Source organism: Micromonospora sp. NPDC049171, from assembly GCF_040648275.1.
Taxonomy (GTDB): domain Bacteria; phylum Actinomycetota; class Actinomycetes; order Mycobacteriales; family Micromonosporaceae; genus Micromonospora.
This window is the reverse complement of record NZ_JBEZDJ010000042.1, coordinates 33,670-56,816: the sequence shown is the minus strand read 5'-3', so window position 1 is coordinate 56,816 and position 23,147 is coordinate 33,670. Positions and strand designations below refer to the sequence as shown.

Sequence of the window (23,147 nt, the reverse complement as noted above, 5' to 3'; positions counted from 1 at the left end):
CGTCGACCGGGGCGCCTCTTCGTCTGCGTCGCTCAGCTCTTCAGCAGGTCGGTCGAGACCTTCCAGAGCCGCTCGGCGGCCTCCGGGTCCAGCGCGTACGCCGCGACGCCCGTGCGCCCGCCGGGCTGGGCGTGGGCGGCCTCCTGACAGTCCTCGAAGTAGCGCCCACCCACACCGTCGAGCAGTGGTGAGGCGGCGACCAGCACCGAGGTGGCGGCACCCTGTTCGACTGTCTTCCACGCCGCCGCGTTGCCCGCCCGGATCCGGTTGAGCTCCTCCTCGCTGACGTAGCGCTGCAGGTTGGTCTGGATCGCGCCGGGCATCAGCGAGTTGGCCAGGATGCCGTCGTCGGCCCAGCGGCGGGTCGCCTCCACGGCGAAGAGCACGTTTGCCGTCTTCGACTGCCCGTACGCCTGCCACGGCTCGTACTCTCGGCGCTCGTACTGGATGTCCTCGAAGACCACCGGCGAGCGCAGGTGGGCGGCGGAGCTGACCGAGACGATCCGGGCCCCGTCGCCGGCGGCGAGTGCCGGTCGCAGCCCGGTGGCCAGCGCGAAGTGCCCCAGGTGGTTGGTGGCGAACTGCATCTCCCAGCCCTGCGGGGTGCGCATCTCCGGGGAGGCCATGATGCCGGCGTTGTTGACCAGGATGTGCAGCGGGCCGTCCCAGTTCGCCACGAAGTCGGCGATCGAAGCGTGGTCGGCGAGGTCGAGCGGCGCGACCATGACCCGGTCGTTGCCGGTGGTGGCGGTGATGTCGTCGGCGGCACGCTGCCCGGCGTCGGTGTCGCGGACGGCCAGGGTGACCTCGGCGCCGGCGCTGGCCAGGGCCCGGGCGGTCTCCACGCCGATGCCGGACGACCCGCCGGTGACGATCGCCCGCCGCCGGACGAGGTCCACGCCCCGGATCACGTCCATGGCCGTGGAGTGATGGGCGAACGAGGTGGTGATCGGGTTGTTCGTCGTCATGATCCATCCTTGTCCGGGGTGGGTCGGACCGACCGGCCCGCTGCCGGAGGCCGTTGGCGGCCGTGATTCGGCCTCCGCGCCGACCGACGGCGCTCCGGACCGAACGAGGGCCGGTCCCGGCGCTTTTCCCGCCCCGGGCCGGAGGTAACGCTCGACCGCACCGCCATCGCCGTTCGAGCCTTCGAGCAGGCCAGACGCTGCCAGAGTGGGACCGTGGGCAGCTACCGGCGGGGCGGACAACTGGGCCCCGCCGTCCCGATCGCCCCCGGTGCCCGGGTGGACAAGTTCGAGGTCTTCTTCGACCTGGTCTTCGTCTTCTCGTTCTTCATCATCACCCGGGCGACCGCCGCGAACATCTCCGGTCGACAGTTGCTGCACGCCAGTCTGGTGCTCGCCGTGCTCTGGTGGATCTGGGTGGTGCACAGCCTGGTCGCCACCCGGGTCCGGCTCGGTGAGGGCTACGTGCCGGTGCTCATGGTGATCGCCATGGTGGCCCTGTTCGCGTTCGCGTTGGCGCTGCCGCAGGCGTTCAGCGACCCGAAGGGCGGCGCCGGCGGCCCGATGCTGGTGGCCGTCAGCTACGTCGTGGTCCGGGCCGTGCACATGTACCTGTATCAGCACGTGGTGCGGGACAGCCCGCAGGAGCGGCGGCAACTGCGGCGGTTCGCCCCGGAGTTGGCGGTGAGCATCGTGCTGCTGCTGGCCGCCGCGCTGATCCCGCCGCAGATCACCGACCCGGACCGGGCCGCCCTGGTCCGCGACGGGCTGTGGATCGCGGTGGTGGTGGTGCAGTACGCCACCGGCTTCATCGTCGGCACCTGGGGGTGGGGGGTGACAAGCGCCGAACACTGGACGGAGCGCTACGACCTCATCCTGATCATCGCGCTGGGCGAGTCGATCATCTCCACGGGTGTGGGCGGCAACCTGCTCGGCAAGCCGGTCACCTGGCCGGCGGTGGCGGCCGCCGCACTCGGCATCGTGGTCACGGCCGCCCTCTGGTGGGCGCACTTCGACTTCATCGGGCCGGCCGCCCGGATCGCCCTGCACTCGTCCGAGGGCAGCCCGCGGGTGGCGATGGCCCGGGACGCGTACGCGTACCTCTACCTGCCGATGATCGCGGGGGTGATCCTCTTCTCGATCGGCAACGAGCAGATCCTGCACAAGATCACCGACCCGGCCGGCGGAATCGCCGAGCGGGTCGAGGGCCCGGCCGTGCCGATGCTGTTCGGCGGGCTGATCTGCTACTTCGCCGTCAACCTACTGTTTCAGCTACGTACCCTGCACACCGTCACCTGGACCCGCGTCGGTGTCATCGTGGTGTTGACGGCCGCCCTGCCGGTCGGCCAACACCTGCCGGGGCTGGGCGCCCTCACCCTCGCGACAGTGATCTGCGTGGGGCTGGTGGCGGTGGAGGTGCTGGTGTTGTCGGACTCCCGGCACGCGTTGCGGGCCGCCGTCTTCCAGGAGCGCACCAGCCACGAGGCCCACGAGGCCGCCTGGCGTGCCCGCTGGCACGACGTCCGGGAGACCGACGAGCCGACCACCCCGTGACCGCCGGTATTTCCGGTTCGGGGTGCGACCGGGCAGGCCGGTCAAGCTAGACTCCGGCGCAGCGTCGCGGTGCACCCGGCTCGAAGGCCGCCGTGGGCATGGAGGCGCGGGGACAGCATGGGACGAACGTGCACCCGGGCAACTCACCGGCCGGCCGGCTCGCCGCCGTCGGCAATCAGATGATCGAGATCCACCTCTGGCTCAGCGCGGAACTGGCCCGGCTTCGGGCCGGCCTCGACACCTCGGGCGACGCGCGGGCGTCCCGGGACCTGCGGGCGCACTGCCTGACCTTCTGCGCCGCACTCGGCCGACACCACACCGGTGAGGACGCGGGCGCGTTCCGACTGCTCGCCGACCAGGTCCCCGAGCTGCGCCCGGTCATCGCGAACCTGATCACCGACCACGAGGTGGTGGCCGGCATCCTGGAACGGGTCGAGGCGCTGCTCGCCGGCGACCCGGCGCTGCCACTCGCCCAGGTGCGCGCCGAGCTGGACGGGTTGGCCGCGCTGCTGGAGTCGCACTTCCGCTACGAGGAGAAACGGCTGGTCAGCGCGCTGAACGCGCTCACCGGCCGACCCGGGACGACCGAGGAACTCCTCGGCCTGACCGCACCGCCGACCTGACGGACGGCCCGCCCAGCGCCGATTACTCCGGCGACGCCGGGCCGGGCGGCCGCTCGTAGAAGCGGATCTTCTCCCGCAGGTGGTCGTACTGGCGCTGGAGCAGGCGCATCTGCTCCTCCACCCGCGCCGCGTGGTGGCGCAGCAGGTCGCGCCGCTCGTCGGCGGTGTGCTCGCCCTCGCGGGCCAGCTGCGCGTAGCGGCGCATCTGCGCGATCGGCATCCCGGTGTCGCGCAGGCAGCGGAACAGCACCAGCCAGCCGAGGTCGTCGTCGGTGAAGACCCGCTGCCCACCCGCCGTCCGCTCCACGTCGGCGAGCAGCCCGATCTTCTCGTAGTACCGCAGGGTGTCCAGGCTGAAGCCACTGCGGCGGGCGGCCTCTGAGGGGGCGTAACCGTTCATGCTCCGCGATGGTAGTGCTTGACCTGGAGTGCGCTCCAGGTTGGAGGCTGGTCGCCATGACGACGACACGGACGCTGGGACACAGCGGCATCGAGGTGAGCGCCATCGGCATGGGGTGTTGGGCGATCGGTGGACCGCTCTGGGGCGACGACCGACAGCCGTACGGCTGGGGTGAGGTGGACGACGACGAGTCGATCCGCACCATCCACCGGGCGCTCGATCTCGGGGTGACCCTGTTCGACACGGCCAGCAACTACGGTGCCGGGCACAGCGAGCGGATCCTCGGTCGGGCGCTGACCGGCCGGCGGGACCGCGCGGTGATCGCCACCAAGTTCGGCAACGTCAGCGAGGAGGGGACCCGGCGGTGGCTCGGTAGTGATGCCAGCCCGACGTTCGCGGTCCGCAGCCTGGAAGACTCACTGCGCCGGCTCGGCACCGATCACGTCGACCTGTACCAACTGCACATCAACGAGCTGCCGGTGCCCGCCGCGCTCGACCTGGTCGACACCCTGGAGGGCCTTGTCGACCAGGGCAAGATCCGGGCGTACGGCTGGAGCACCGACAATCCCGCCTCGGCGGAGGCGTTCGCGGCCGCCGGCCGGCACTGCGCCGCGATCCAGCACGACGAGTCGGTGCTGCGCGACAACGCGGCGGTGCTGGCGGTCTGCGACAGCCACGATCTGGCCAGCCTCAACCGTGGGCCGCTGGCGATGGGGCTGCTCACCGGGTCGACCCGGGCGGTCGGGGCGGACGATGTGCGCGGGCGCGCCCCGGAGTGGTTGGAGTGGTTCACCGACGGCCGACCGACGCCACGCTGGGCGGCCCGGGTCGACCAGGTCCGCGCGGCGCTCACGGCGGACGGGCGCACCCTCGCGCAGGGCGCGCTCGGCTGGCTGCTGGCGCGCAGCCCGCGTACCGTGCCGATTCCCGGTCTGCGCACGGTGGCCCAGGCCGAGGAGAACCTGGCGACCCTGGCGCTCGGCCCGCTCAGCGCCGAGGCGTACGCCGAGGTGGAGCGACTGCTCGCCGACCTGCGACCGGCCCACGCGGCCTGACCGTCAACGGCCCTCGCCCCGGGCGCCGTCAGCGGAAGTCGTCCGCGTGCTCCGCGGCCCACTGCCGGAACGTGCGCCCGGGGCGGCCGGTCACCTGCTCGACGTCCGGGGCGACCCAGCCGCTGCCGTCGGGATGACGCCCCATCTCCAGGAACCACTCGATCACCTCGGCCGGGTAGAGGTCCCTCCAGTGCTCGCGGGCCTGCTCCGGGCTCAGCTCGTCGAAGCGCACCGGGCGGCCGATCGCCTCGCCGATCATCCGGACCGCGTCGCGGCGGCGGACCGGCTCCGGCCCGGTGGGCTGGTAGACGCGGCCGGCATGGCCGTCCTCGGTCAGCGCGGCCACGATGACCGCGGCGATGTCCGCCTCGTGGACCAGCGCGCTGTTCCAGTCCCCGAACGGTGCCCGCACCACCCCCTCGGTGCGGATCCCGGCCGCCCAGTCGCGGGTGTTGGCCATGAACTCACCAGGGAAGACGTGCGTCCACTCCAGGCCCGAGTTCTCGACGGCCCGGTGCAGGGGCCGGTGGGGTGCCTCGATCGGATCGTCGTCCGCCCGACTCGGATCGTTGTGGCCGAGATGGGTGACCCGGCGAACGCCGGCCTGTCGGGCCAGTTCCAGGATCTCCGCGCCGGTGGTCAGCGGCCCGTACCCGTCCATCGCGACCAGGTGCATGCGCGTCACGCCGCGCAGCGCCGCAACCAGCGTGTGGGGCCTGGCGAAGTCGCCCGCCACCACCTCCACCCCGGCGGGCAGCGCGGTGGCCGCCGGCGACGCGGGATCGCGGGTCAGCGCGCGTACGTCGTGGCCGGCGCTCACCAGTTGCCGGACCAGGCTGCCTCCGACAGTCCCGGTCGCTCCGGTCACCAGAATCGGCATGGTTCCTCCTCAGGGTCGCCCGTCGGCGGGCACGGCGAGCCAACCCCGCCAAACGGGAGCGCTCTCGGATTGGCTCATGGTCGGTCAGATCCGCGCCGGAAGCAATTGCGAATAACGTATTCATGTTTGCTCTGACCTGCGGAAACGCGGTGACCCCGAATGCGCGCGGCACACCTTTTTCGGCGGCCGGGACGCCCCTTGACCTGCGTTTTCCACGCGGGTCGGCGTGCTGGCACAGATTTCTTGCCGGACACACCCCCGTGGCCGGCCCCACGCATCCGCCAAGCGCGTTCTGGACGAAGATGGGGGTATGCGCATCCTTCTGGCCGGCGCGTCCGGCTTCCTCGGCACTCGGCTGGCCGAACGGCTCACGGCGGACGGGCACCAGATCACGAGGCTGGTCCGTCGGTCGCCGCGCGACTCGCAGGAGCGGCGGTGGGACCCCGCCGCCGGGCAGCTCGACCCGGCCGTGGTCGCCGAGGCGGACGCGGTGGTCAACCTGGCCGGAGCGGGCGTCGGCGACAAGCGCTGGGACGACAACTACCGGCGGTTGATCAGGACCAGCCGGGTGGACAGCACCACCACGCTCGCGACCACCATCGCCGGGCTGCCGGCCGCGGACCGGCCCCGGGTGCTGCTCAACTCCTCGGCCGTGGGTTGGTACGGCAACACCGGCGACCGGGCCGTGGAGGAGGACGCGCCGGCCGGTGAGGGCTTCCTGGCCGACGTCTGCCGGGTGTGGGAGGCCGCGACCCGACCGGCCGAGGACGCCGGGGCACGCGTGGTGCGGCTGCGCACCGGCCTGCCGCTGCACCGCGACGGCGGGCTGCTCAAGCCGCAGTTGCTGCCGTTCAAGCTGGGCATCGCCGGGCGGTTGGGCAGCGGCCGCCAGTGGCTGCCGTGGATCTCGCTCGTCGACTGGCTGGACGCGACCCTCTTCCTGCTGGACCGCGATGACATCGCCGGCCCGGTCAACGTGGTCGGCCCGAACCCGGTGACGAACGCCGAGTTCACCCGCGAGCTGGCCCGGCAGCTGCACCGCCCGGCGGTCATCCCGATCCCCGCGCTGGCCCTCAAGGTGGCCCTCGGCGGCTTCGCCCACGAGGCCCTCACCAGCACCAGGGTCCTACCCGCCGTCCTGACGAGAGCCGCCTTCCCGTACCAACACCCCACCCTCCCGGCAGCCCTACAAAAAGCCCTGACCAACTAACCCCGCCCCGCCGCCCCGCCCGCCCCGCCCCGCCCCGCCCCGCCGCCCCGCCGCGCCGCCCGCCCGCCGCGTTGATCATGAGGTTATTGCCACTCCCATCGGCGTGTCGTGGCAATAACCCCATGATCAACGGGGGCAGGGGGGGTGGGGGGCAGGGCGGGCAGGGGGTTAGCAGCCGATTACCCAGTGGGTGGGGGCGGTTTGCTTGAGGGTGCTGGTGTAGAAGGTGTTGTAGAGGCCCATGCGCTGGTTGGAGCCGTTGGCGTAGGCGTAGCCGCCGGACTGGTAGGCCCGGCCCGCCGCCACGTGCGCGTAGTTGCTGGCCGTCACGCAGGTCGGGGGCGTGGTCGGGGTCGGGGTCGGGGCGGCCGTCTGGGTCGGGGTCGGGGTCGGGGCGGCCGTCTGGGTAGGGGTAGGGGTGGCCGTCGGGGTAGGGGGCGGGGTGGTGCCGCCGCCGTTCAGGCCGAAGAAGAGCGCGTCACGGTACGTCGAGCAGATGGTGTCCAGGAAGTACGCCCCGGCGGTGCCGCACTGGTCGGCCCCGGAACCCGGGTCGACCGGGGTGCCGTGGCCCATGCCGGAGACCCGGTAGAGCCGTACCTCGTCGTTGCCGTACACCTCCAGGCTGGTGTTGGCGGGCAGGGACGAGGTGCTGGTCGGGGTCTGCGAGATGCCGCGCACGTTCGTCCACTGGTCGCGGGACTCGGTGCCGTTGAGCGGGGCGACCGTCGGGTCCGAGGTGCCGTGCCAGATGGCCACGCGGGGCCGCGGGCCGGCATAACCGGAGTACGCGCCCCGGACCAGGTCACCCCAGGCGGCCGGGGTCTTGTCCGCGCCCGGGTTCATGCAGCTGAAGGCGTTGACCATGCTGGTGGCGCAGCGGTACGGGATGCCCGCGATGATCGATCCGGCGGCGAAGACGTCCGGGTACGCGGCGAGCATGACCGCGCTCATCGCCCCGCCCGCGGACAACCCGCTGACGAAGACGCGGGAGCCGTCCACCCCGAAGTTCGCCTTGGCGTGGTCGACCATCTGTTTGATGGACAGCGCCTCACCCTGGCCCCGGGCGGTGTCGCCGGCCTCGAAGAAGTTGAAGCAGGAGTTGGCGTTGTTGCCGGCCGGCTGTTGGGCGACGATCAGGGAGAACTTCCACTGGTCGGCGTACTTCTGGTAGCCGGAGTTGGCGAAGTACCCGGCGGCGGTCTGCGTGCAGCCGTGCAATAGCACCACGGCCGGGGAGTTGGCCGGCAAGTTGTCCGGCCGGTAGGCGTACATGGCGAGGTTGCCCGGGTTGGAGCCGAACCCGGTCACCTGGGTGAGGGTGGCGGCCTGGGCGGGTGCGGCGATGGCGACCGCGCCGGCTGCGGCGAGGACGAGCCCGACGCCCGCGCCGATCAGCCGGGTGAGGATGGACGAGGAGCGGCGCACGGCGGCCTCCTGAGGCAGCGGACTGTGAACTGGGTCACGGTCGAATTGCCGTGACGTTACGACGATGTGTCGCCGCCCTGACATGGGGCGCGCTCACACATTCACGGCCGCCGAGGTGTACGCCGAACCGTCGACGCGAGTCCTCCCCAGCCTCACGCGACAACAACGGTCCCCTCCTCGCAGGTCTGACCGGCCTGTCCAGGTCCGGTTGGTAACGTCCGCTGCGTGCCGTCCTCCCCGTCGCTGGCCACCGGGCCCGCACCCGCGTCACCGCCGCGCGTCGTCCGGGACCGCCGGGCCGACCTGATCGTCGTGCTGGTGGCGCTCGCGCTCGCCGTCTGGGTGACGAGAGGGCTGTGGCGGGACCCGAACGTTCGCACCATCACCGTCAACTCCAGCGACCAGGCGCTCTTCGAGTGGCTGTTGGCCTTCGGCGGCCACGCGGTCACCCACGGGGACAACCCGCTCTTCACGTACCTGATCAACGTCCCGGACGGCGTGAACCTCGCGGTCAACACCTCGATCACGGTGTACGCGGTGGTCTTCGCCCCGCTCACGTACCTGATCGGGCCGCCGGCCACGTTCCTGGTGATCCTCACCCTGAACCTGCTCGCCACGGCACTGGTCTGGTACTGGCTGCTCTCCCGGCACCTGGTCCGCAGCCGGCTGGCCGCCGGGGTGGGCGGCCTGTTCGTCGCCTACTCCCCCGGCATGGTCTCGCACGCCAACGCCCATCTGAACTGGACCGCCGGTTGGCTGGTGCCGCTGTTGATCTGGCGCCTGTTCGCGCTGCGCCGCCCCGGGCACTGGCTGCGCGACGGAGTGCTCCTCGGCGTGCTGGTCGCGGTGGCCTTCTCCATCGCCGCCGAAGGGCTCTTCTTCACCGCGCTGGCGCTCGGGGTGTTCGTCGCGGTCTGGGCGCTGCACCCGGTCAACCGGGCCGAGGCCCGCGCCGCGCTGCCGACCTTCCTGCGCGGGCTCGGGGTGACCGCGGTGGTGGCCGGCGTGCTGCTGTCGTACCCCTTGTGGCTGCACTTCGCCGGGCCGCAACGGTTCCACGGCACCGGCTTCGACCCGGTGATCCACTCCGAGGACATCGCCGCGTTCGCCGCGTTCCCGCGGCGTTCGCTGGCCGGCGAGGCGGGGCTGGGCACCTCGTTGGCCCCGAACCCGACCGAGGAGAACTCGTTCTTCGGCGTTCCGCTGCTGGTGCTCACCGTGGTCTGCTTCGTCGCGCTCTGGCGGTGGGCCGACGCGGGCCGCCGGGCCACCCTCTGGGCGCTGGGCGTCCTCGCGCTGATCTTCGCGGTGCTCTCCTTCGGGCCGGTGGCCAAGGTCGACGGGCGACGCATCGACCTGCCCATGCCGTTCGACCTGCTCGGGCAGCTGCCGGTGGTGAACGCCGCGCTGCCGGCCCGGCTGGCGCTGGTGGTCGCGCCGGTGATCGGGCTGCTGCTGGCGTACGCGGTCGACCACCTGCGCGCCGCACCACCCCGGCACCGCTCCACGGAGTTGGCCTGGCTGATCGGGTTCGCGGTGGCCCTGGTGCCGCTGCTGCCCACCCCGCTGCTGACCGACGAGCGGGAGCCCATTCCCCGGTTCATCACCTCGGGCACCTGGCGAGACTACGTCTCACCGGACGGGGTGCTCACCCCGGTGCCGTTGACCGTGGACATCTACCCGGACGGTCAACGCTGGCAGGCGTACGCGTTGGCGCACCGGCAGGGCGAGTTCGAGATCCCCGGCGGATTCTTCCTCGGCCCCGGCGGGCCGGACGGGCGGGGCCGGATCGGCCCGGTGCCCCGCACGCTGAGCGCGTTGATGGACCAGGCCGGCCGGACCGGGCTGGTGCCGATCGTCACCGACGGAACGATCCGGGAGGTGCAGTCGGACCTGCGGCACTGGCGGATCGAGACGGTGGTGCTCGCCGACCAGGTGCACGGCGCGAAGTTCGAGGTCGACGAGGAGGCGCTGCTTCGTACCGGCACCGCCCTGTTCGGCGAGCCGCAGCGGGTCGACGACGTCTGGCTCTGGCGGATCCCACCGGCGGACCGGTAGCCGCGCCGGAAACGCGGGACCGGCTTGCCTCCGAGCCTCCCGCTGCCGGCCCGCGACGCCGCGCCCACCTACCAGGGGCGTCGTGCTCGGCCGTCATCGGCCGCCCGCGCCGTCGCCGCCCGACCGACCGACCCGGTGTCGAGGGCCCGAGTCGGTGCGGCGGGGCCGCCGGTGAGGCGGCTCACCAGGGACGATTGCCGACATCGGGACTAGGCTGGTGCCGTGACGACGACGACTCCCGGCCTGACGGCCGTCCGCGCCGGCCTGCTCGACTACCAGGCCGCCTGGGACGAGCAGCGGCGCCTGCACGAGGCGGTTGTCGCTGGCGAGCGCGGCGACACCGTGCTGCTGCTGGAGCACCCGAGCGTCTACACCGCGGGCAAGCGCACCGAGCCGTGGGACCGGCCCACGGACGGCACTCCGGTCGTCGACGTGGACCGCGGCGGCAAGATCACCTGGCACGGGCCGGGGCAGCTCGTCGGTTACCCGATCCTGCGGCTGCCCGACCCGGTGGACGTGGTCGCGTACGTCCGCCGCACGGAGGAGCTGCTCATCGACGTGTGCGCCGAGTTCGGGCTGACCGCCGGCCGGGTCGAGGGGCGCAGCGGTGTCTGGGTGCCCGAGGACGACCGGGGGCCGGCCCGCAAGGTGGCCGCCATCGGCATCCGGGTCGCCCGGGGCGTCACCCTGCACGGCTTCTCGATCAACTGCGACTGCGACCTGACCTCCTTCGACCGGATCGTGCCGTGCGGCATCCGGGATGCCGGGGTCACCTCGCTCACCGCCGAGTTGGGCCGCCCGATCACTGTCGCCGACGTGCTCCCGGTGGTCGAGCGCCGACTCGGCACCCTCATCGCGGCCTGACCCACGCGCCAGGGCGGGCCGTCCGCTCCCCCTGACGCGTGTAGTCCGCCCAGCGGCCGGCGACACGACGCCGTGCGGCGGGCCATCCGCTCCCCTGGCGCGTGAGTCCGCCCGGCTGACGGCGACACGACGCCGAGCGGCGGCTTCCCGCTCGACCAGTCACTGCACGACGCCGGTGCCAGCCTGCCCGGGCTGGGCGGGCGGGGGGCGAAACCCGCGCGACTCAACGACGGCCCGGCCATCGGATTCGCACTGTCCGGGCGAACGGCAACAGCCATAGAAGACAGTGTTTTCGCAGGTAGATCGCGATTACCTATCTGACAGTCATACTGGGGTTGCCGTCTATGCCTGTTGCGACTAACGTTCCCGTCACGATGACGTCGCCTCGCATGGAGCTGTGACAGCCCGGCATGTAGCCCGTGGTCCCAGTTGCGCCAGCTCCAGCAGTGAGTGGCGACGATATCCGCGAACCCGCACATGAGGGTTGGCTGAAATAACGGGGGATAATTTGTTTGACCATGTCGCCGACGCGTTAGCGCGTGAGGATCTGATACGCCTGAGAGACAACCTTTATGTTCTCCGATTCGAGACCATGAAGGTTGCTTCCGCACTGGGCGCTGTTCAGCAGTTGATGGACGAGGGCCGCATCAGGCCCGGGGACACGCTTGTCGACAGTTCCAGTGGAATCTATGCCTACTCATTGGCGCTGGCGTGCCACAAGTTCGGTTTTAAATGCCATATCGTCGCGTCTCCCAGTGTGGACCTGACACTGAAGGCACAATTGGAGTTCCTCGGCGCGACGGTCGACCAGCCACGTGCCACGCGGGATGCCAGCCTCGATCAGGCGGAGCGCGTCCAAAGGGTGGTGGAATACGTCAAGGACCACCAGCGGGCGCACTGGATGAGCCAGTATCACGACCCGGTCCACTACGCCGGCTACCAGCCGATCGCCCACAGACTCGCGGAAAGCCTGCGCGCCGACCGGGTGACGCTGGTGACCGGAGTGGGCAGCGGGGCGTCCTCCGGTGGCCTGGCGACGGCGTTGGGTGAGGTCGGCGTCGACGTCGACCTGATCGGCGTCCAGCCCTTCGGCAGCGTGTCCTTCGGCAGCCAGGACATCAACGATCCCAAGTTCCTGATCTCCGGTCTGGGCAGTGGGATCTACTTCGGGAACATCCGTTACGCCGCCTTCCGGTCCGTGCACTGGATGGGCTTCGACTACGCCCGATCCGGCAGCGTCGACCTGCTGCGCCACCACGGCGTGTTCGCCGGCCTGTCCAGCGGAGCCGCGTACCTGACCGCGGGCTGGGCGCTGGAGCAGCGTCCGACGAGGCGCGGTGAGCCGGTCGTCTTCGTCGCCGCCGACACGGGGCACCGCTACGTACCGGAGGTCTTCGCCTCGACCGATCCGGTGGTGACCCGGGACCCGTCGCTGCCGCTGTTCATCACCCACCAGGACGACCTTCGTCTGCCCTGGTGCAGGACCGACTGGGTGCGGCACGGCACCGCCTTCTCCACGCCACAGCGGAGCCTGTGACATGACGAGGGTCGTGCTGCTGGAGGCTCTGGCTTTCGGCCTGGATCGGCTGTCCCGCGCCGCCGAGGAGCGCGGGATCGATCTGGTGCTGATGACCTTCGACCGCAAGTACTACCGGCGGCAGTTGGCCAGGCACCCCCACGTGCGGGTGGTCGACGTCGACACGTTCGACATCGACGCGATTCGCCGCGCCCTGGATGCGCTCGCCCCCGTGGACGGCCTCATCTCCAACACCGACACCTGGGCCGCGACTGCCGAAATGCTCGCCGCGGAGCGTGGTTTCGTCAACGTGCTGCGCCACGCGGACCGCCTCAGGGACAAGGTCTGGGTCCGCAACACCCTGGTGGACGCGGGGCTCAGCACGGGCAGGGCCACCCGCGCGACGCACTGGCTCGACCTTCGCGAGCAGCCCTGGCCCGGGCCGCTGATCGTCAAGGACGCGGCCGGCACGGGTAGCCGTGACGTCCTGCTGGCCCGGTCCGTCGAGGACGCCGAGAAGATGATCTCGCGACTGGTGGAGGGTGGCCTGCCGCCGGAGCGGGTGGCCGTCGAGCCCTACGCCTTCGGCCCCCTGTACAGCGCGGAAACCTACACCACCACCGCCGGGACGCTGCTCTGCGGCGTCACCAGCCGGACCATCTCGGAACTACCCGATTTCCGGGAACTCGACATGACCTATCCGGTCGGCCGCGGGACGGACTGGGAGGACCGGGTCCGCCGCTGGGTGGCGGCGGTGCTTGAGGCGATTGACCGTGGCGTCGGTCCGTCGCATGTCGAATTCGTCGACACGGGCAGCGGCTTCGAGATCGTCGAGGTGAACAGCCGGCTCGGCGGTGGCCTGATCGGCGAGAGCATCGAAATGGTGAACGGGATCAGCCCCTACCATTTGATGATCAGTCAGGCACTGGTCCCGGACCTGGGCCAGCAGCACGTCGAGCTGGCGAGGACCGCACCACAGGCGGCCGCTTTCGCGCAGGTGGACAAGCACCTGCCCCGTCCCGGACGCCTTGCTGAGATCCTCGGCGTCGAGGATCTGGCATTCTTCCCCGGGAACGTGCGCTGGCACGAGGTGTTCGGGCCGGGCACCGTCGTGGAGAACACGACAGATCAGAGCGCCAACTACGGGACGGTCACCGCTACCGGTGCCACCCCCGGCGAGGCGCTGCGCCGGGCGCATGCTGGCGCCCGTCACATTCGCCTCGTCCTCGAATAGCTGTAGCGCTCACCAACAATTACAGCGCCTCCCGTCCTGGCTTCGACAGACAAGGGGCCTCTACATTGATGCCGCCATTCCGACAGGCAAACAGGTGAAGGAAAAACTGATTCTCCTCGGCGTGACCCGACACACCGTCGAGGAGGCAACGCGTCTCGGCGCCGACGTGCTCGTGATCGACACGCCCACATTCGTCTCGATCCTGGATCTGCCCGCCGGCAGTTGCGCTCTCGCGGACGCGGATTACCTGAAACGTAGCCCCGAGTCCATCGTCGCCATCGCCCGTGCCGCAATCGGCGGAGCCGACGCCTGCCTCACGCTCACCGAGGTCGCGATGAGCCTGTCCGCCGAGGTGAACGCCCTGCTCGGTGTGCCGGACAACAGCCCCGAGGTGGTCCGCCGCACGATCGACAAGTCGCTGATGCGGGAAAGCCTGGACGAGACACCGCAGTTGCGGCTGCCCTGGCTCCGGCTCGGTTGCCAGGATGAGTTCGCGGCGTTCCTGCGCGAGGCCCGAGAGACGTACATCGTCAAGCCCGTCGCCGGCGTCGGCTCGGAGGGTGTCAAGCGCTACCAGACCGGCGACTCGCCGCCGTCCGACGGCTATCCCTATCTGGCGGAGCCGGAACTGCGCGGACGCGAGCTGTCGGTGGAGGCGTTCAGCCAGCACGGGCAGCACACGATCATTGGGCTGACCAGCACCGAGTTGGGGACGAAGGGCGACGCCACCGAGTTCGTCGCGTACGGGCACATCTTCCCCGTCGCACTCAGCCCCGCCGAGGCCCGTGCGGTCGAAGACACGGTCCGCACGTTCCTGGACGTTGTCGGCGTACGCCACGGCCTGACCCACACCGAGATCATCCTTACCGCCGACGGACCGAAAGTCCTCGAAACCCACACCCGCCACGGCGGCGGCAAGATCCGCGAGCTGGTCCAGGCAGCCCTCGGCATCGACATGGTGCGGCTGGCCCTGGCAGCCCGGCTGGGGCTGGCCCCAGCCACGCACCTCACACCGCAGTACCACCGCGTCGCGGCGGTGCGCTTCCTGCGACCGTCGCCCGGCCGGGTGCGCGCCCACAGCGGGGTGCACCGAGCCCGATACCTGCCGCACGTCGTTCAGCTGGAGTTCCCGTGGCACGTCGGTGACGAGATCACCACGGAGGAGGTGCTCGGCGACCGACCCGCTTTTGTGATCGTCGCCGCCGACACGCAGCAACAGGTGGAAGAAGCCCTGGCCGCAGTGCAGGAGGAACTCGAATTGGTGGTGCAGGAGTGACTATCTCGGTAATCGGCATCGGCTATGGCGGGGATGTCACAAGCGAGGCACGGGCCAGCCTCCAGGAGGCGGACGTCGTCATCGGGCACGAGGACTTCATCGCCTCCGTGCGGCACCTGGTGCGCGACGGCGCGGAGTGCTTCGACGTGCAGACGCTCACCGACACCACCGACAACGTCTTCGCCGCTCGGGCACGCTCCGCCCTGGACCGCGCCCAGGCCGGCGCACAGGTGGTCATCGTGTCCGGCGGGGATCCTGGCCTCCTCGGCATGGCCGGCCCGCTCATCAGCGAGTTGTCCGCCATCGCCGATGCTCGGAGCCTGCCCCGGGTGCGGGTCCTCCCCGGGCTCTCGGCCTGGCAGTACGCGTCGGCACGGTTGGGGGCGCCGTTCAACGGCGGCATCTGCGTCATCTCGCTCTGCCTCTACAGCCACACCGAGGAGAAGATCCGACGGCAGGTCGAGGGCGTTGCCGCCGCGGGGCTCGGCGTCGTCGCCTACATGCTGCGCCACAACGGTGAGGCCAAGCCGGAGCGCTACCCGACCGACGTGCCGGCCGTCGACCTGGCCCGCCGGCGCTTCCTGCTCCTGCGGGACGCGCTCCTGCGGCACCGGCCGGCGGACACACCCACCTACCTGTTCAGTGGCTTCGGGGACGACCGGGGTGACAAGCCGGAGCAGGCGCCTCTCCAGGACAGCCTGCACCTGTGGGAGCGGTCCGATGACGAGTCCGTCTTCTGCGTACCCGGCGTCGACCATGCCTCCGCCCACGGGTACATCTGGGACGTGACATGACGGACGCGGTACGACCGCCGACCGGCACCGCCGTCACCGCCCTCGAGTGCATTCGATGCGGCACCCAGCATCCGGTCGGCGACTACTCGCTGGGATGTCCCTCCTGTGCCGCGGCGGGCCACGGCTCGAACCTGTTCTGCCGTTACCCCGCCGAGGCGGTACGCCAGGACCAACTGGTGCCGTACCCGGTGGTCCCCAATCTGGGCCAGGGGCACACGCCGCTGTTCCCACTGCCCTGGCTCGACGGGGTGCTCGTCAAGAACGAGGCGGCGAATCCGACCGGATCCCACAAGGACCGGTTCGCGGCGATGGCGGTGACCCACGCGAAGGCCTCGGGCTACCAGCGTGTCGTCGTCGGATCCTCCGGCAACGCCGGGCTGGCCACGGCCGCCTTCGCCGCCGCCGTCGGCCTGCGGGCCGTGGTGGCCGGCTTCACCTGGCTGCCCGAACCGCTCGCGGGGCCGCTGCGCGGGCTCGGAGCGGACCTGCGCACCTTCGACACGGACGAGGAACGTGTCCGGTACGTCAAGGAGGCGGCCGACCGCGACGACTCGTTGGCCGTCTCCAACGTCGCCGACATCGTCATCGGCAGTAGCTGCTTCGGGATCGAGGGCTACAAGGCCATCGCCTGGGAGATAGCGGCCGACGTACCAGGCGGGGTGGACCACGTCGTGATTCCGTCGAGCCGTGGCGACCTGGCGTGGGGGATCCACCTCGGTTTCGCCCAGTGGTCGGCCCGGACGGGCGGTCCCGTGCCACGCCTTCACCTGGTCGAACCCTTCCCCAGGTTGTCCGCGGTGCTCGCCGGCCGGGACATCGCGACACGCTTCCCCGACAGCGCCGGAAGCCTCCACTCGATCGCCGGGAACAGCACGACCGTGCAGGCCCAGGCCGCGGTGACCCGTAGTGCGGGCAGCGTCGTGGTGGTGCCCGAAGACGTGGCGACCAGCTGGTACGAGCGGGCGAGCCGACACGGGCACACCTGGGAGATCAGCAGTTGCACCGTGCTGGCCGGCTACGACGACCTACGGCGACGCGACGTCATTCCGTCCGCCGATCGCACAGTCCTGATCACCACCTCTCACCTATTCAAAGGGCTGTGACAGCCCCGGCAACGAGGAGACAACACCCATGAAGACGGCGAGTCTGTGGGGTGCACCCCCGAAGCGCTTCTACCACTTCCTCCGGCGGCTGACACCGGCCGCGCCGGGCGAGACGCTCACCCTGGCCGTGCTCGGTTGCGCCGACGGGAAGTTCGTGCTGCCCGCCGCCCGGCGGGGCATCAGGGTCTGGGCGGCCGACATCGACGAGATCACCCTCTTCGGCGGCTACAAGGAGGACAGCAGCGGCAGGGTGCATGTGCCGGGGCTCGCCGCCCGCCTCAAGACGGAGGGGCTGGAGGAGCTGGTCGACATCCACCACGGCAGTTTCGTCGACGCACCGCCGGAGCGTCGGTTCGACGGCGTCTTCACCAGCGGTGCGCTCCAGTACTCGAACAACATCGGCCACGACCTCGCCGACATGGTCGACCTGGTGGGCGGCTGTGTACGGCTGGGTGGGCTGCTCTACGTGGACTACATGCTCCCCTACGAGGAGAAGTACAAGGGCCGGCCCAACTGCCCGGAGGCCGGGTGGTGGAAGGAGTACTTCCACAGCCGCCCCGAGTGGCACGTGCACCACAACCGGGCGATGGCGCCCACCCTCGACCGGGCGCACCTCGACTACCCGGTCGACCACTACCACCAGTGGGGGCACGTCCTCGCCGAACGTCGCCTCGACCGCGGCTAGAGCTCCGACACCTGGGTCCGGACCTGTGAGTCTCGTGGAGGAGCCCGATGCCGTGACTGTCTCTACTGTCAACAGCGAGTCGGGCCGGTGGCCCACCGGGGACGGGATCCCTGCCCTGCAGGCGATCCGCCCGCTGACCGCGCAGACGCGATGCCCCTTCGCCAGCGGAGCCAACCTCGTCGCGGCCCCGGGTTACCGAGGCGGCCCCATCGACGATCACCTTGACCGCGCGCTGGCGGACCTGACCAGCTTCACCGGTCGAGCTGAACGGGACCGACTCGACGCGTTCGTCCTCCGGTTCCCGCTCACCCTGGTGGACGCCGCCGACCTGCGCGGCCTCGGCCGCCTGACACACTCCCTCGTGCGTGCTCTCCTACGGGGCGACCCGAGCCAGCCTCGTGCGGTGGACCCGGACCTGGTCCAACAGCCTCGCTGGCGTCTGTCGTACGCGGGTATGGACTACTTCATGGCCGTCTTCGCCCCGCTCTACGGCTCCCACCACAGCAGGTACACCTTCGGCATCGCGGACCAGGTCTTCGTGCTGCTGCAACCCGACAGCTCGTTCCACCTCCGCCTCGGGCGGGACCCGAGCCGGGTGCGAAAGAGCATCCGGAAGCGCTTCGCCCGGGCCGGTCAGTCCTACGACACCCACCTGCTGGAGGCACACAAGTTCGTACTCCCCCTGGCGCATGGCGACCCACCCGTGCGGTGGTACGACATGCCAGTCCTGTGACACGTCTAATCCGAGGATGCGCTCCCCCATGGTCGTCGCCTACCTGGCCAGCCAGAACAAGATCAAGATTGAGGAGGCCCGGGAGATCATCCCCGGGATCGAGCCGCTGGACATCGAACTGACGGAGATCCAGTCACCCGATCCGGCGGTGGTCGTTCGTCACAAGCTCCACCAGGTGGCGGCCGCCGGCCTCACGAAGCCGGTCCTGGTCGAGGACACCGGGCTCTTCGTGCACCACTGGCGCACGCTGCCGGGTGCCCTCATCAAGTGGTTCGTCGAGGAACTCGGCACGGACCGGCTGTACCAGGCACTCACCGCGGAGGGACCGACGGCGGCCACCGCGGTCAGCGCGGTCGGGATCGTCTACCGCGACGAGACGGGCGTGTGGCAGGGGCAGACGACCGGACGGATCGTCCGCCCGCGCGGCGACCTCGGTGGATGGACCCCCGTCTTCGAGGTCGGCGACACCGGCATGACCCTCGGCGAGATGTCGTTCCCGGAGCGGATGCACCACACCATGCGCGCCGCGCCCCTGCGCCAGGCGGTGGCCTGGCTGGCGGAGCGACAACCCGACCGCAACCCCTCGTGAGCCCGGGCGTCCGTCCACACGGACACCACGACCTGGCTGACCGCTGCACCGCCGACCCGACCGAAGACCAGACACGGGAGATCCGTCAGTGCGAATCTGCGTATTCCTATCCGCCACCAACACCGACGAGTCCTATGCCAGCTCGGTACGGGAACTCGGCAATCTGATCAGCGGCCACGGGCACGATCTCGTCTGGGGCGGTTCCGAGGCCGGTCTGATGCAGATCCTGGCCGATGCCGTCCAGGAATCGGGCGGTCGCCTCATCGGGGTCTCCGTCGAGTCGCTGCGCTGGGTGCTGCGGCAGAAACTCAACGAGGGGGACGAGGTGATCGTCACCGCCGATCTCGCCGCCCGCAAGGCGCTGCTGCTCGAACGCTCCGACGCCGTCCTGGTACTGCCGGGCGGCACCGGCACCCTCGACGAGGCGACGGATGTCATCGAGCTGAAGCGACACCGGGTGCACGACAAGCCCGTGGTGATCATCAACATCGGCGGCTTCTACGACGGGCTCCAGCAGCAGCTGACGCGGATGGAGGAGGACGGCTTCTTCGACCTGCCGGTGGCACAGCTCGTGCGGTTCGCACCGGACCCGGCCACGGCGATGGCCCTGATCGAGGCGACGACCGCCGACCACGTCGGCGCGAACGGCACGGCACCGCACGCGGAGCCCTCATGCCCCCGCGGTTAGCGACCCGGATGGCCCGTGCCATTCCCCCCGGCCCCGCTCGCATCCTGGTCGTCAACGCCCTGGTCGGCACCTTCGGCAGCGGCCTCTTCTACGCCGGCAACGTCATGTACTTCACGCGGGTCATCGGCCTCAGCGCCTGGGAGGTGTCGCTGGGCATCTCGATAGCCGGCGCCGCCGGCCTGGTCGCCGCCATGCCGATCGCCGCCCTCGCCGACCGGATCGGATTCCGCCCGACCCTCGTCGCGTTGCACCTCCTGCGGGCGGTCGTCTACCTCGCCTACCTCTGGGTGGACGACTTCACCGGCTTCCTCGTGCTGGTGTGCGTCATCGGAGTGGCGGACAAGGCCAGCTACCCCCTCACCCAGGCCCTTGTGGGCAGCCTGTTCGACGGCGAGGCCCGGACGAAGACGATGGCCGTCATGCGGGCGACCCAGAACATCGGCATGTCCGGTGGCGCGCTCGCCGCCGCCGCCGTGCTGACCGTGGATCTCCGCACCGGCTTCCTGCTCCTGACGGCGGCCAACGGCCTGTCGTTCGTCTTCACCGCCAGCCAGCTGTGGCGAATCCGCCCCGCCGCCGACGCGGTGGAGGCATCCGCGGCCCTTCCGGAGGTCGTCGCACCCGCCGCGCGAGTGGGCAGATGGCGACACCTCGGGCTGAGCGCCCTCAATGGCGTGCTGTCGCTGCACGACACCGTCCTGTTCGTGGCGCTGCCGTTGTGGCTGGCCAGCGACAAGGACGCACCGACGGCGATGGTGAGCATCGTCCTCGCCATCAACACCGTTCTGACCGCGGCCGGCCAGGTGTGGTGGACGAGATTCACCCGGACCGTGCCCCAGGCGGCGTGGGCAGCGGTCGCGGCCGGTGCCCTGCTGGCCGGGTCGAGCGTGACCCTGTGCTTTGTCGGCATCGCCGGACCGATCGTCACCGCTGTGCTCGTGTCGGTCGCCGCCGTGCTGCTGACCCTCGGCGAGAACCTGCACGCCGCCGCGGCCTGGGAGATCTCCTTCGCACTGTCCCCGAGCGACGCGCGCGGCTCCTACCTGGCGATGTTCGGCCTCGGTCAGTCCGCCCGCGATGTCTGCGGACCGGCCGCGGTGACCGCGCTCGTCAGCAGCTTCGGCCCGTACGGCTGGGCTCTGCTCGGGGTCACGTTCGTCCTCGGTGGCGCCGGCTTCCGACGATCGACCCTCCGACTCGTCGAGCGGCAGCGGATCGCTCGCGAGCAGCACACCCGCGGGTCCACCGCGCCAGCCGCCCCGGCCGCTCACTAAGGAGGAATGAGTTGCACCTGCTCATCGTCGGCGCGGGCAGCGAACTCCCGCCGCGCGCCCGGGCGGCTCGTCCCGGCCTGAGGACCAGTGTGATCTGTCAGCAGCAGGCGGTGCCGTACCTGCAGGAGCCCGAGCGGATCGATCGCCTGGTCGTGCTCCCCCAGTCGGCGGCGGTGTCGGAGTGGGTGGCCGCCGCCAGATTCATCAACGACGTCGCACCCGTGACGTGGCTGGCGAACTACACCGAGTACGACACCGACAAGACGGCGGCGATCGCGCAGGCGTTGGGCGTGACGGCACCCTCGGCCGAGACGTACCGGCACATCAGCGACAAGTGTGCGATGCGCCAACGCCTGGCAGCGGCCGGGGTGGACGACACGCCAGCCGCCGTGGCACACACCGTGGAGGACATCCGCCTCTTCGGCGACCAGGCCGGTTACCCGTTGATCTGCAAGCCGCTGAGCGGCGTGGGCAGTCGCGGGGTGGTCCTCGTCCGGTCGGCTGACGAGATCGACCAGGCATTCCGACACACCACGAGCGCCGCCGAGAGTCTCGACGTCACGCAGGTGATGGTGGAGCGGTTCCACCACGGCCGGGAATTCAGCGTGGAGGCCGTCAGCGAAGACGGGCGACACCTGGTGGCATGTGTGACGGAGAAACACCTGGCCAGCGGCTTTGTCGAGATCGGTCACGTGCTGCCCGCCCCGCTGTCGCCCGAGGTCCGCTCGGACATCGAGCGCACGGTCGGGGCGGCCCTCGACGCCCTCGGGGTCCAGACCGGTGTCACGCACACGGAGGTGATCGTCACGCCGGAGCACGTACGAATCATCGAAACCCACCTGCGGCTGGCCGGCGACGAGATCCCGCAGATGCTTGCGCGAGTCTCGTCGATCGACCTCGCTGACGCGCTGGTTCGGCAGAGCGTGGGAATGTCCGTACTCGACGAACTGGAGGTGGCGAAGCGTCGCTTCGACGCGGCACCGCTCTACGCCGCGATCTGGTACGCCGAGCCAACCGCCGACGGCGTCATCGAGTCGATCGACGGAATCGACGCGGCCCGCCTGATCCCGGACGTGCGGGACGTATCGGTGACGGTCGGTCGCGGCGACCGGATCTCGCCGCTGACCATGTCCCGTGACCGGCCCGCGTACGCGTGGGCGACGGGCACATCGGCACGCGAGGCCCTGGACCGGGCCAGGGCGGCCGTCGGTGAACTGCGCTTCACGACCGTGGCGGACCGGCAGCGGGGAGAGTCTGCGGTGGTGGCGGGGCGATGACCACGCCGAAGGCCAGCACGCGCCGCCCGCGGAACCGTTTCGTCGGCAGGGCGTACGGCACCTTCGGAGAACTGCTACAGGGAGTGCTACCGGAAGAGGACGGTGACTTCCTGGTCACCATGCCCATCGCGCGGTGGTCCACAGCGACCTTCCACCGTGACCCGGAACTGCACGACGTGACGGTCTGGCCACCGCACAAGACCAAGGCCCTCACCCTGGCCCGTCTCATCGCCGCCGACCACGCGACGGGGGCGACGGGCGGCAACCTGGTTCTGCGCAGCGACATCCCCGAGGGTAAGGGGCTCGCCAGCTCGTCGGCGGACCTCGTCGCGACCGCACACGCCGTGTGCGGCGTACTCGGCATCGAGCTGACCCCGACGCAGCTCGAGGACTACCTGCGCGGCATCGAGCCGACCGACGGCGTGCTGTACCCAGGCGTGGTGGCCTTTCACCACCGCGCCGTCCGCATCCGGTCGACGCTCGGTTCGCTGCCTCCGGTGTCGGTGGTCGGCGTGGACGAGGGCGGCGAAATCGACACCCTTGAGTTCAACCGGCTCCCGAAGCCCTTCTCGCGACGAGACCAACACGAGTACGCGGACCTGCTGCACCGTCTCGGCGCCGCGGTCCGAACCGGCAACCTGACGGAGGTCGGCAGAGTCGCGACCCGCAGTGCGGAGATGAACCAGCGGCTGAGGCCGAAACGGCTGCTGGCCGCGTTGCGAGCGACCTGCCGGGACGTGGGCGGCCTCGGCGTGGTGTGCGCGCACAGCGGCACCACGCTGGGCATTCTTCTCGACGGCACCGAGACGGAGTACCGCTCGAAGCTGAGGAAGACCCTCGCCGCGTGCCGCCGCCTCGCTGGCAACGCGTCCGTCTACCGGGGGCTCACGTTCGACCTGCCGGCGCCGCACGATGCGGGTGGCAGCGGGCTCCGGTGAGCG

At 70.6% G+C, this 23,147-nt stretch carries 22 protein-coding genes; 18 read left to right on the top strand and 4 right to left on the bottom strand.

Annotated features, from left to right (window positions below):
* Positions 1-32: 32 nt before the first annotated feature.
* On the bottom strand, positions 33-968 hold the full coding sequence (locus AB0B14_RS34635; protein ID WP_357526299.1) for an SDR family NAD(P)-dependent oxidoreductase: 936 nt from the start codon (positions 966-968) through the stop codon (positions 33-35).
* A 213-nt stretch (positions 969-1,181) separates the two neighbouring features.
* Here AB0B14_RS34635 and AB0B14_RS34630 point away from each other — a divergent pair, with 213 nt between their 5' ends.
* Together AB0B14_RS34630 and AB0B14_RS34625 are read left to right on the top strand one after the other, a co-directional pair.
* Positions 1,182-2,519, top strand: a complete 1,338-nt coding sequence (locus tag AB0B14_RS34630; protein WP_357526297.1) for a low temperature requirement protein A — start codon at positions 1,182-1,184, stop codon at positions 2,517-2,519.
* Between the two features lie 98 nt (positions 2,520-2,617).
* Positions 2,618-3,142, top strand: coding sequence for a hemerythrin domain-containing protein (locus AB0B14_RS34625; RefSeq protein WP_357526295.1), 525 nt, complete (start codon positions 2,618-2,620; stop codon positions 3,140-3,142).
* A 22-nt stretch (positions 3,143-3,164) separates the two neighbouring features.
* On the opposite strand, the gene AB0B14_RS34620 is transcribed toward AB0B14_RS34625, so the two are convergent.
* Positions 3,165-3,542, bottom strand: coding sequence for a MerR family transcriptional regulator (locus tag AB0B14_RS34620; protein WP_357074897.1), 378 nt, complete (start codon positions 3,540-3,542; stop codon positions 3,165-3,167).
* 56 nt (positions 3,543-3,598) lie between these two features.
* On the opposite strand from AB0B14_RS34620, the gene AB0B14_RS34615 reads away from it, so the two are divergent.
* Positions 3,599-4,597, top strand: coding sequence for an aldo/keto reductase (locus AB0B14_RS34615; protein WP_357526293.1), 999 nt, complete (start codon positions 3,599-3,601; stop codon positions 4,595-4,597).
* A 28-nt stretch (positions 4,598-4,625) separates the two neighbouring features.
* Here AB0B14_RS34615 and AB0B14_RS34610 read toward each other — a convergent pair whose 3' ends face one another.
* Positions 4,626-5,477, bottom strand: coding sequence for an NAD(P)H-binding protein (locus AB0B14_RS34610; RefSeq protein ID WP_357526291.1), 852 nt, complete (start codon positions 5,475-5,477; stop codon positions 4,626-4,628).
* Positions 5,478-5,787: 310 nt separating this feature from the next.
* Here AB0B14_RS34610 and AB0B14_RS34605 point away from each other — a divergent pair, with 310 nt between their 5' ends.
* Positions 5,788-6,687 (top strand): TIGR01777 family oxidoreductase, encoded by a 900-nt coding sequence (locus AB0B14_RS34605; RefSeq protein ID WP_357526289.1) that lies wholly within the window; start codon positions 5,788-5,790, stop codon positions 6,685-6,687.
* A 168-nt stretch (positions 6,688-6,855) separates the two neighbouring features.
* On the opposite strand, the gene AB0B14_RS34600 is transcribed toward AB0B14_RS34605, so the two are convergent.
* Positions 6,856-8,115: a PHB depolymerase family esterase gene (locus AB0B14_RS34600; RefSeq protein WP_357526287.1), complete on the bottom strand. Its 1,260-nt coding sequence runs from the start codon at positions 8,113-8,115 to the stop codon at positions 6,856-6,858.
* Between the two features lie 225 nt (positions 8,116-8,340).
* On the opposite strand from AB0B14_RS34600, the gene AB0B14_RS34595 reads away from it, so the two are divergent.
* From AB0B14_RS34595 to AB0B14_RS34530, 14 genes are all read left to right on the top strand, one after another.
* Positions 8,341-10,173, top strand: coding sequence for a DUF2079 domain-containing protein (locus tag AB0B14_RS34595; protein WP_357526285.1), 1,833 nt, complete (start codon positions 8,341-8,343; stop codon positions 10,171-10,173).
* Between the two features lie 222 nt (positions 10,174-10,395).
* Complete coding sequence (lipB, locus tag AB0B14_RS34590) at positions 10,396-11,037, top strand: lipoyl(octanoyl) transferase LipB (RefSeq protein ID WP_357074913.1); 642 nt, start codon at positions 10,396-10,398, stop codon at positions 11,035-11,037.
* Between the two features lie 508 nt (positions 11,038-11,545).
* Positions 11,546-12,574, top strand: coding sequence for a pyridoxal-phosphate dependent enzyme (locus AB0B14_RS34585; protein WP_357526283.1), 1,029 nt, complete (start codon positions 11,546-11,548; stop codon positions 12,572-12,574).
* 1 nt (position 12,575) lies between these two features.
* Complete coding sequence (locus AB0B14_RS34580) at positions 12,576-13,787, top strand: hypothetical protein (RefSeq protein WP_357526281.1); 1,212 nt, start codon at positions 12,576-12,578, stop codon at positions 13,785-13,787.
* Positions 13,788-13,908: 121 nt separating this feature from the next.
* On the top strand, positions 13,909-15,063 hold the full coding sequence (locus AB0B14_RS34575) for an ATP-grasp domain-containing protein (RefSeq protein ID WP_357526279.1): 1,155 nt from the start codon (positions 13,909-13,911) through the stop codon (positions 15,061-15,063).
* On the top strand, positions 15,060-15,857 hold the full coding sequence (locus AB0B14_RS34570) for an SAM-dependent methyltransferase (protein WP_357526277.1): 798 nt from the start codon (positions 15,060-15,062) through the stop codon (positions 15,855-15,857). Before AB0B14_RS34575 ends, AB0B14_RS34570 begins: the two co-directional genes overlap by 4 nt.
* Positions 15,854-16,960, top strand: coding sequence for a pyridoxal-phosphate dependent enzyme (locus AB0B14_RS34565; protein ID WP_357526274.1), 1,107 nt, complete (start codon positions 15,854-15,856; stop codon positions 16,958-16,960). The genes AB0B14_RS34570 and AB0B14_RS34565 overlap by 4 nt, the downstream gene beginning before the upstream one ends.
* Positions 16,961-16,988: 28 nt before the next feature.
* Positions 16,989-17,645 (top strand): class I SAM-dependent methyltransferase, encoded by a 657-nt coding sequence (locus AB0B14_RS34560; protein ID WP_357526272.1) that lies wholly within the window; start codon positions 16,989-16,991, stop codon positions 17,643-17,645.
* Between the two features lie 52 nt (positions 17,646-17,697).
* A complete protein-coding gene (locus tag AB0B14_RS34555) occupies positions 17,698-18,378 on the top strand; it encodes a YqcI/YcgG family protein (protein ID WP_357074933.1) in 681 nt (226 codons plus the stop codon).
* 16 nt (positions 18,379-18,394) lie between these two features.
* Positions 18,395-18,967 (top strand): non-canonical purine NTP pyrophosphatase, encoded by a 573-nt coding sequence (locus tag AB0B14_RS34550; RefSeq protein ID WP_357074936.1) that lies wholly within the window; start codon positions 18,395-18,397, stop codon positions 18,965-18,967.
* Between the two features lie 88 nt (positions 18,968-19,055).
* On the top strand, positions 19,056-19,655 hold the full coding sequence (locus AB0B14_RS34545) for a TIGR00730 family Rossman fold protein (protein WP_357074939.1): 600 nt from the start codon (positions 19,056-19,058) through the stop codon (positions 19,653-19,655).
* Entirely contained in the window at positions 19,640-20,929 is a 1,290-nt protein-coding gene (locus tag AB0B14_RS34540) for an MFS transporter (RefSeq protein WP_357074942.1), read from the top strand. Before AB0B14_RS34545 ends, AB0B14_RS34540 begins: the two co-directional genes overlap by 16 nt.
* A gap of 11 nt (positions 20,930-20,940) precedes the next feature.
* Positions 20,941-22,206 carry an ATP-grasp domain-containing protein gene (locus AB0B14_RS34535; protein ID WP_357526270.1) on the top strand — a complete coding sequence of 422 codons (1,266 nt, stop codon included), beginning with the start codon at positions 20,941-20,943 and terminating at the stop codon, positions 22,204-22,206.
* Positions 22,203-23,144, top strand: coding sequence for a kinase (locus AB0B14_RS34530; protein WP_357526268.1), 942 nt, complete (start codon positions 22,203-22,205; stop codon positions 23,142-23,144). The genes AB0B14_RS34535 and AB0B14_RS34530 overlap by 4 nt, the downstream gene beginning before the upstream one ends.
* The last annotated feature ends 3 nt before the right edge of the window (positions 23,145-23,147 follow it).

What these genes read in the sequence shown, in the direction of transcription:
- AB0B14_RS34540 (WP_357074942.1), top strand. Translation starts at nt 19,640, where the DNA reads ATGCCCCCGCGGTTAGCGACCCGGATGGCCCGTGCCATTCCCCCCGGC.
- AB0B14_RS34530 (WP_357526268.1), top strand. Translation starts at nt 22,203, where the DNA reads ATGACCACGCCGAAGGCCAGCACGCGCCGCCCGCGGAACCGTTTCGTC.
- AB0B14_RS34625 (WP_357526295.1), top strand. Translation starts at nt 2,618, where the DNA reads ATGGAGGCGCGGGGACAGCATGGGACGAACGTGCACCCGGGCAACTCA.
- AB0B14_RS34605 (WP_357526289.1), top strand. Translation starts at nt 5,788, where the DNA reads ATGCGCATCCTTCTGGCCGGCGCGTCCGGCTTCCTCGGCACTCGGCTG.
- AB0B14_RS34550 (WP_357074936.1), top strand. Translation starts at nt 18,395, where the DNA reads ATGCGCTCCCCCATGGTCGTCGCCTACCTGGCCAGCCAGAACAAGATC.
- AB0B14_RS34560 (WP_357526272.1), top strand. Translation starts at nt 16,989, where the DNA reads ATGAAGACGGCGAGTCTGTGGGGTGCACCCCCGAAGCGCTTCTACCAC.
- AB0B14_RS34635 (WP_357526299.1), bottom strand. Translation starts at nt 968, where the DNA reads ATGACGACGAACAACCCGATCACCACCTCGTTCGCCCATCACTCCACG.
- AB0B14_RS34580 (WP_357526281.1), top strand. Translation starts at nt 12,576, where the DNA reads ATGACGAGGGTCGTGCTGCTGGAGGCTCTGGCTTTCGGCCTGGATCGG.
- AB0B14_RS34610 (WP_357526291.1), bottom strand. Translation starts at nt 5,477, where the DNA reads ATGCCGATTCTGGTGACCGGAGCGACCGGGACTGTCGGAGGCAGCCTG.
- AB0B14_RS34620 (WP_357074897.1), bottom strand. Translation starts at nt 3,542, where the DNA reads ATGAACGGTTACGCCCCCTCAGAGGCCGCCCGCCGCAGTGGCTTCAGC.
- AB0B14_RS34565 (WP_357526274.1), top strand. Translation starts at nt 15,854, where the DNA reads ATGACGGACGCGGTACGACCGCCGACCGGCACCGCCGTCACCGCCCTC.
- AB0B14_RS34615 (WP_357526293.1), top strand. Translation starts at nt 3,599, where the DNA reads ATGACGACGACACGGACGCTGGGACACAGCGGCATCGAGGTGAGCGCC.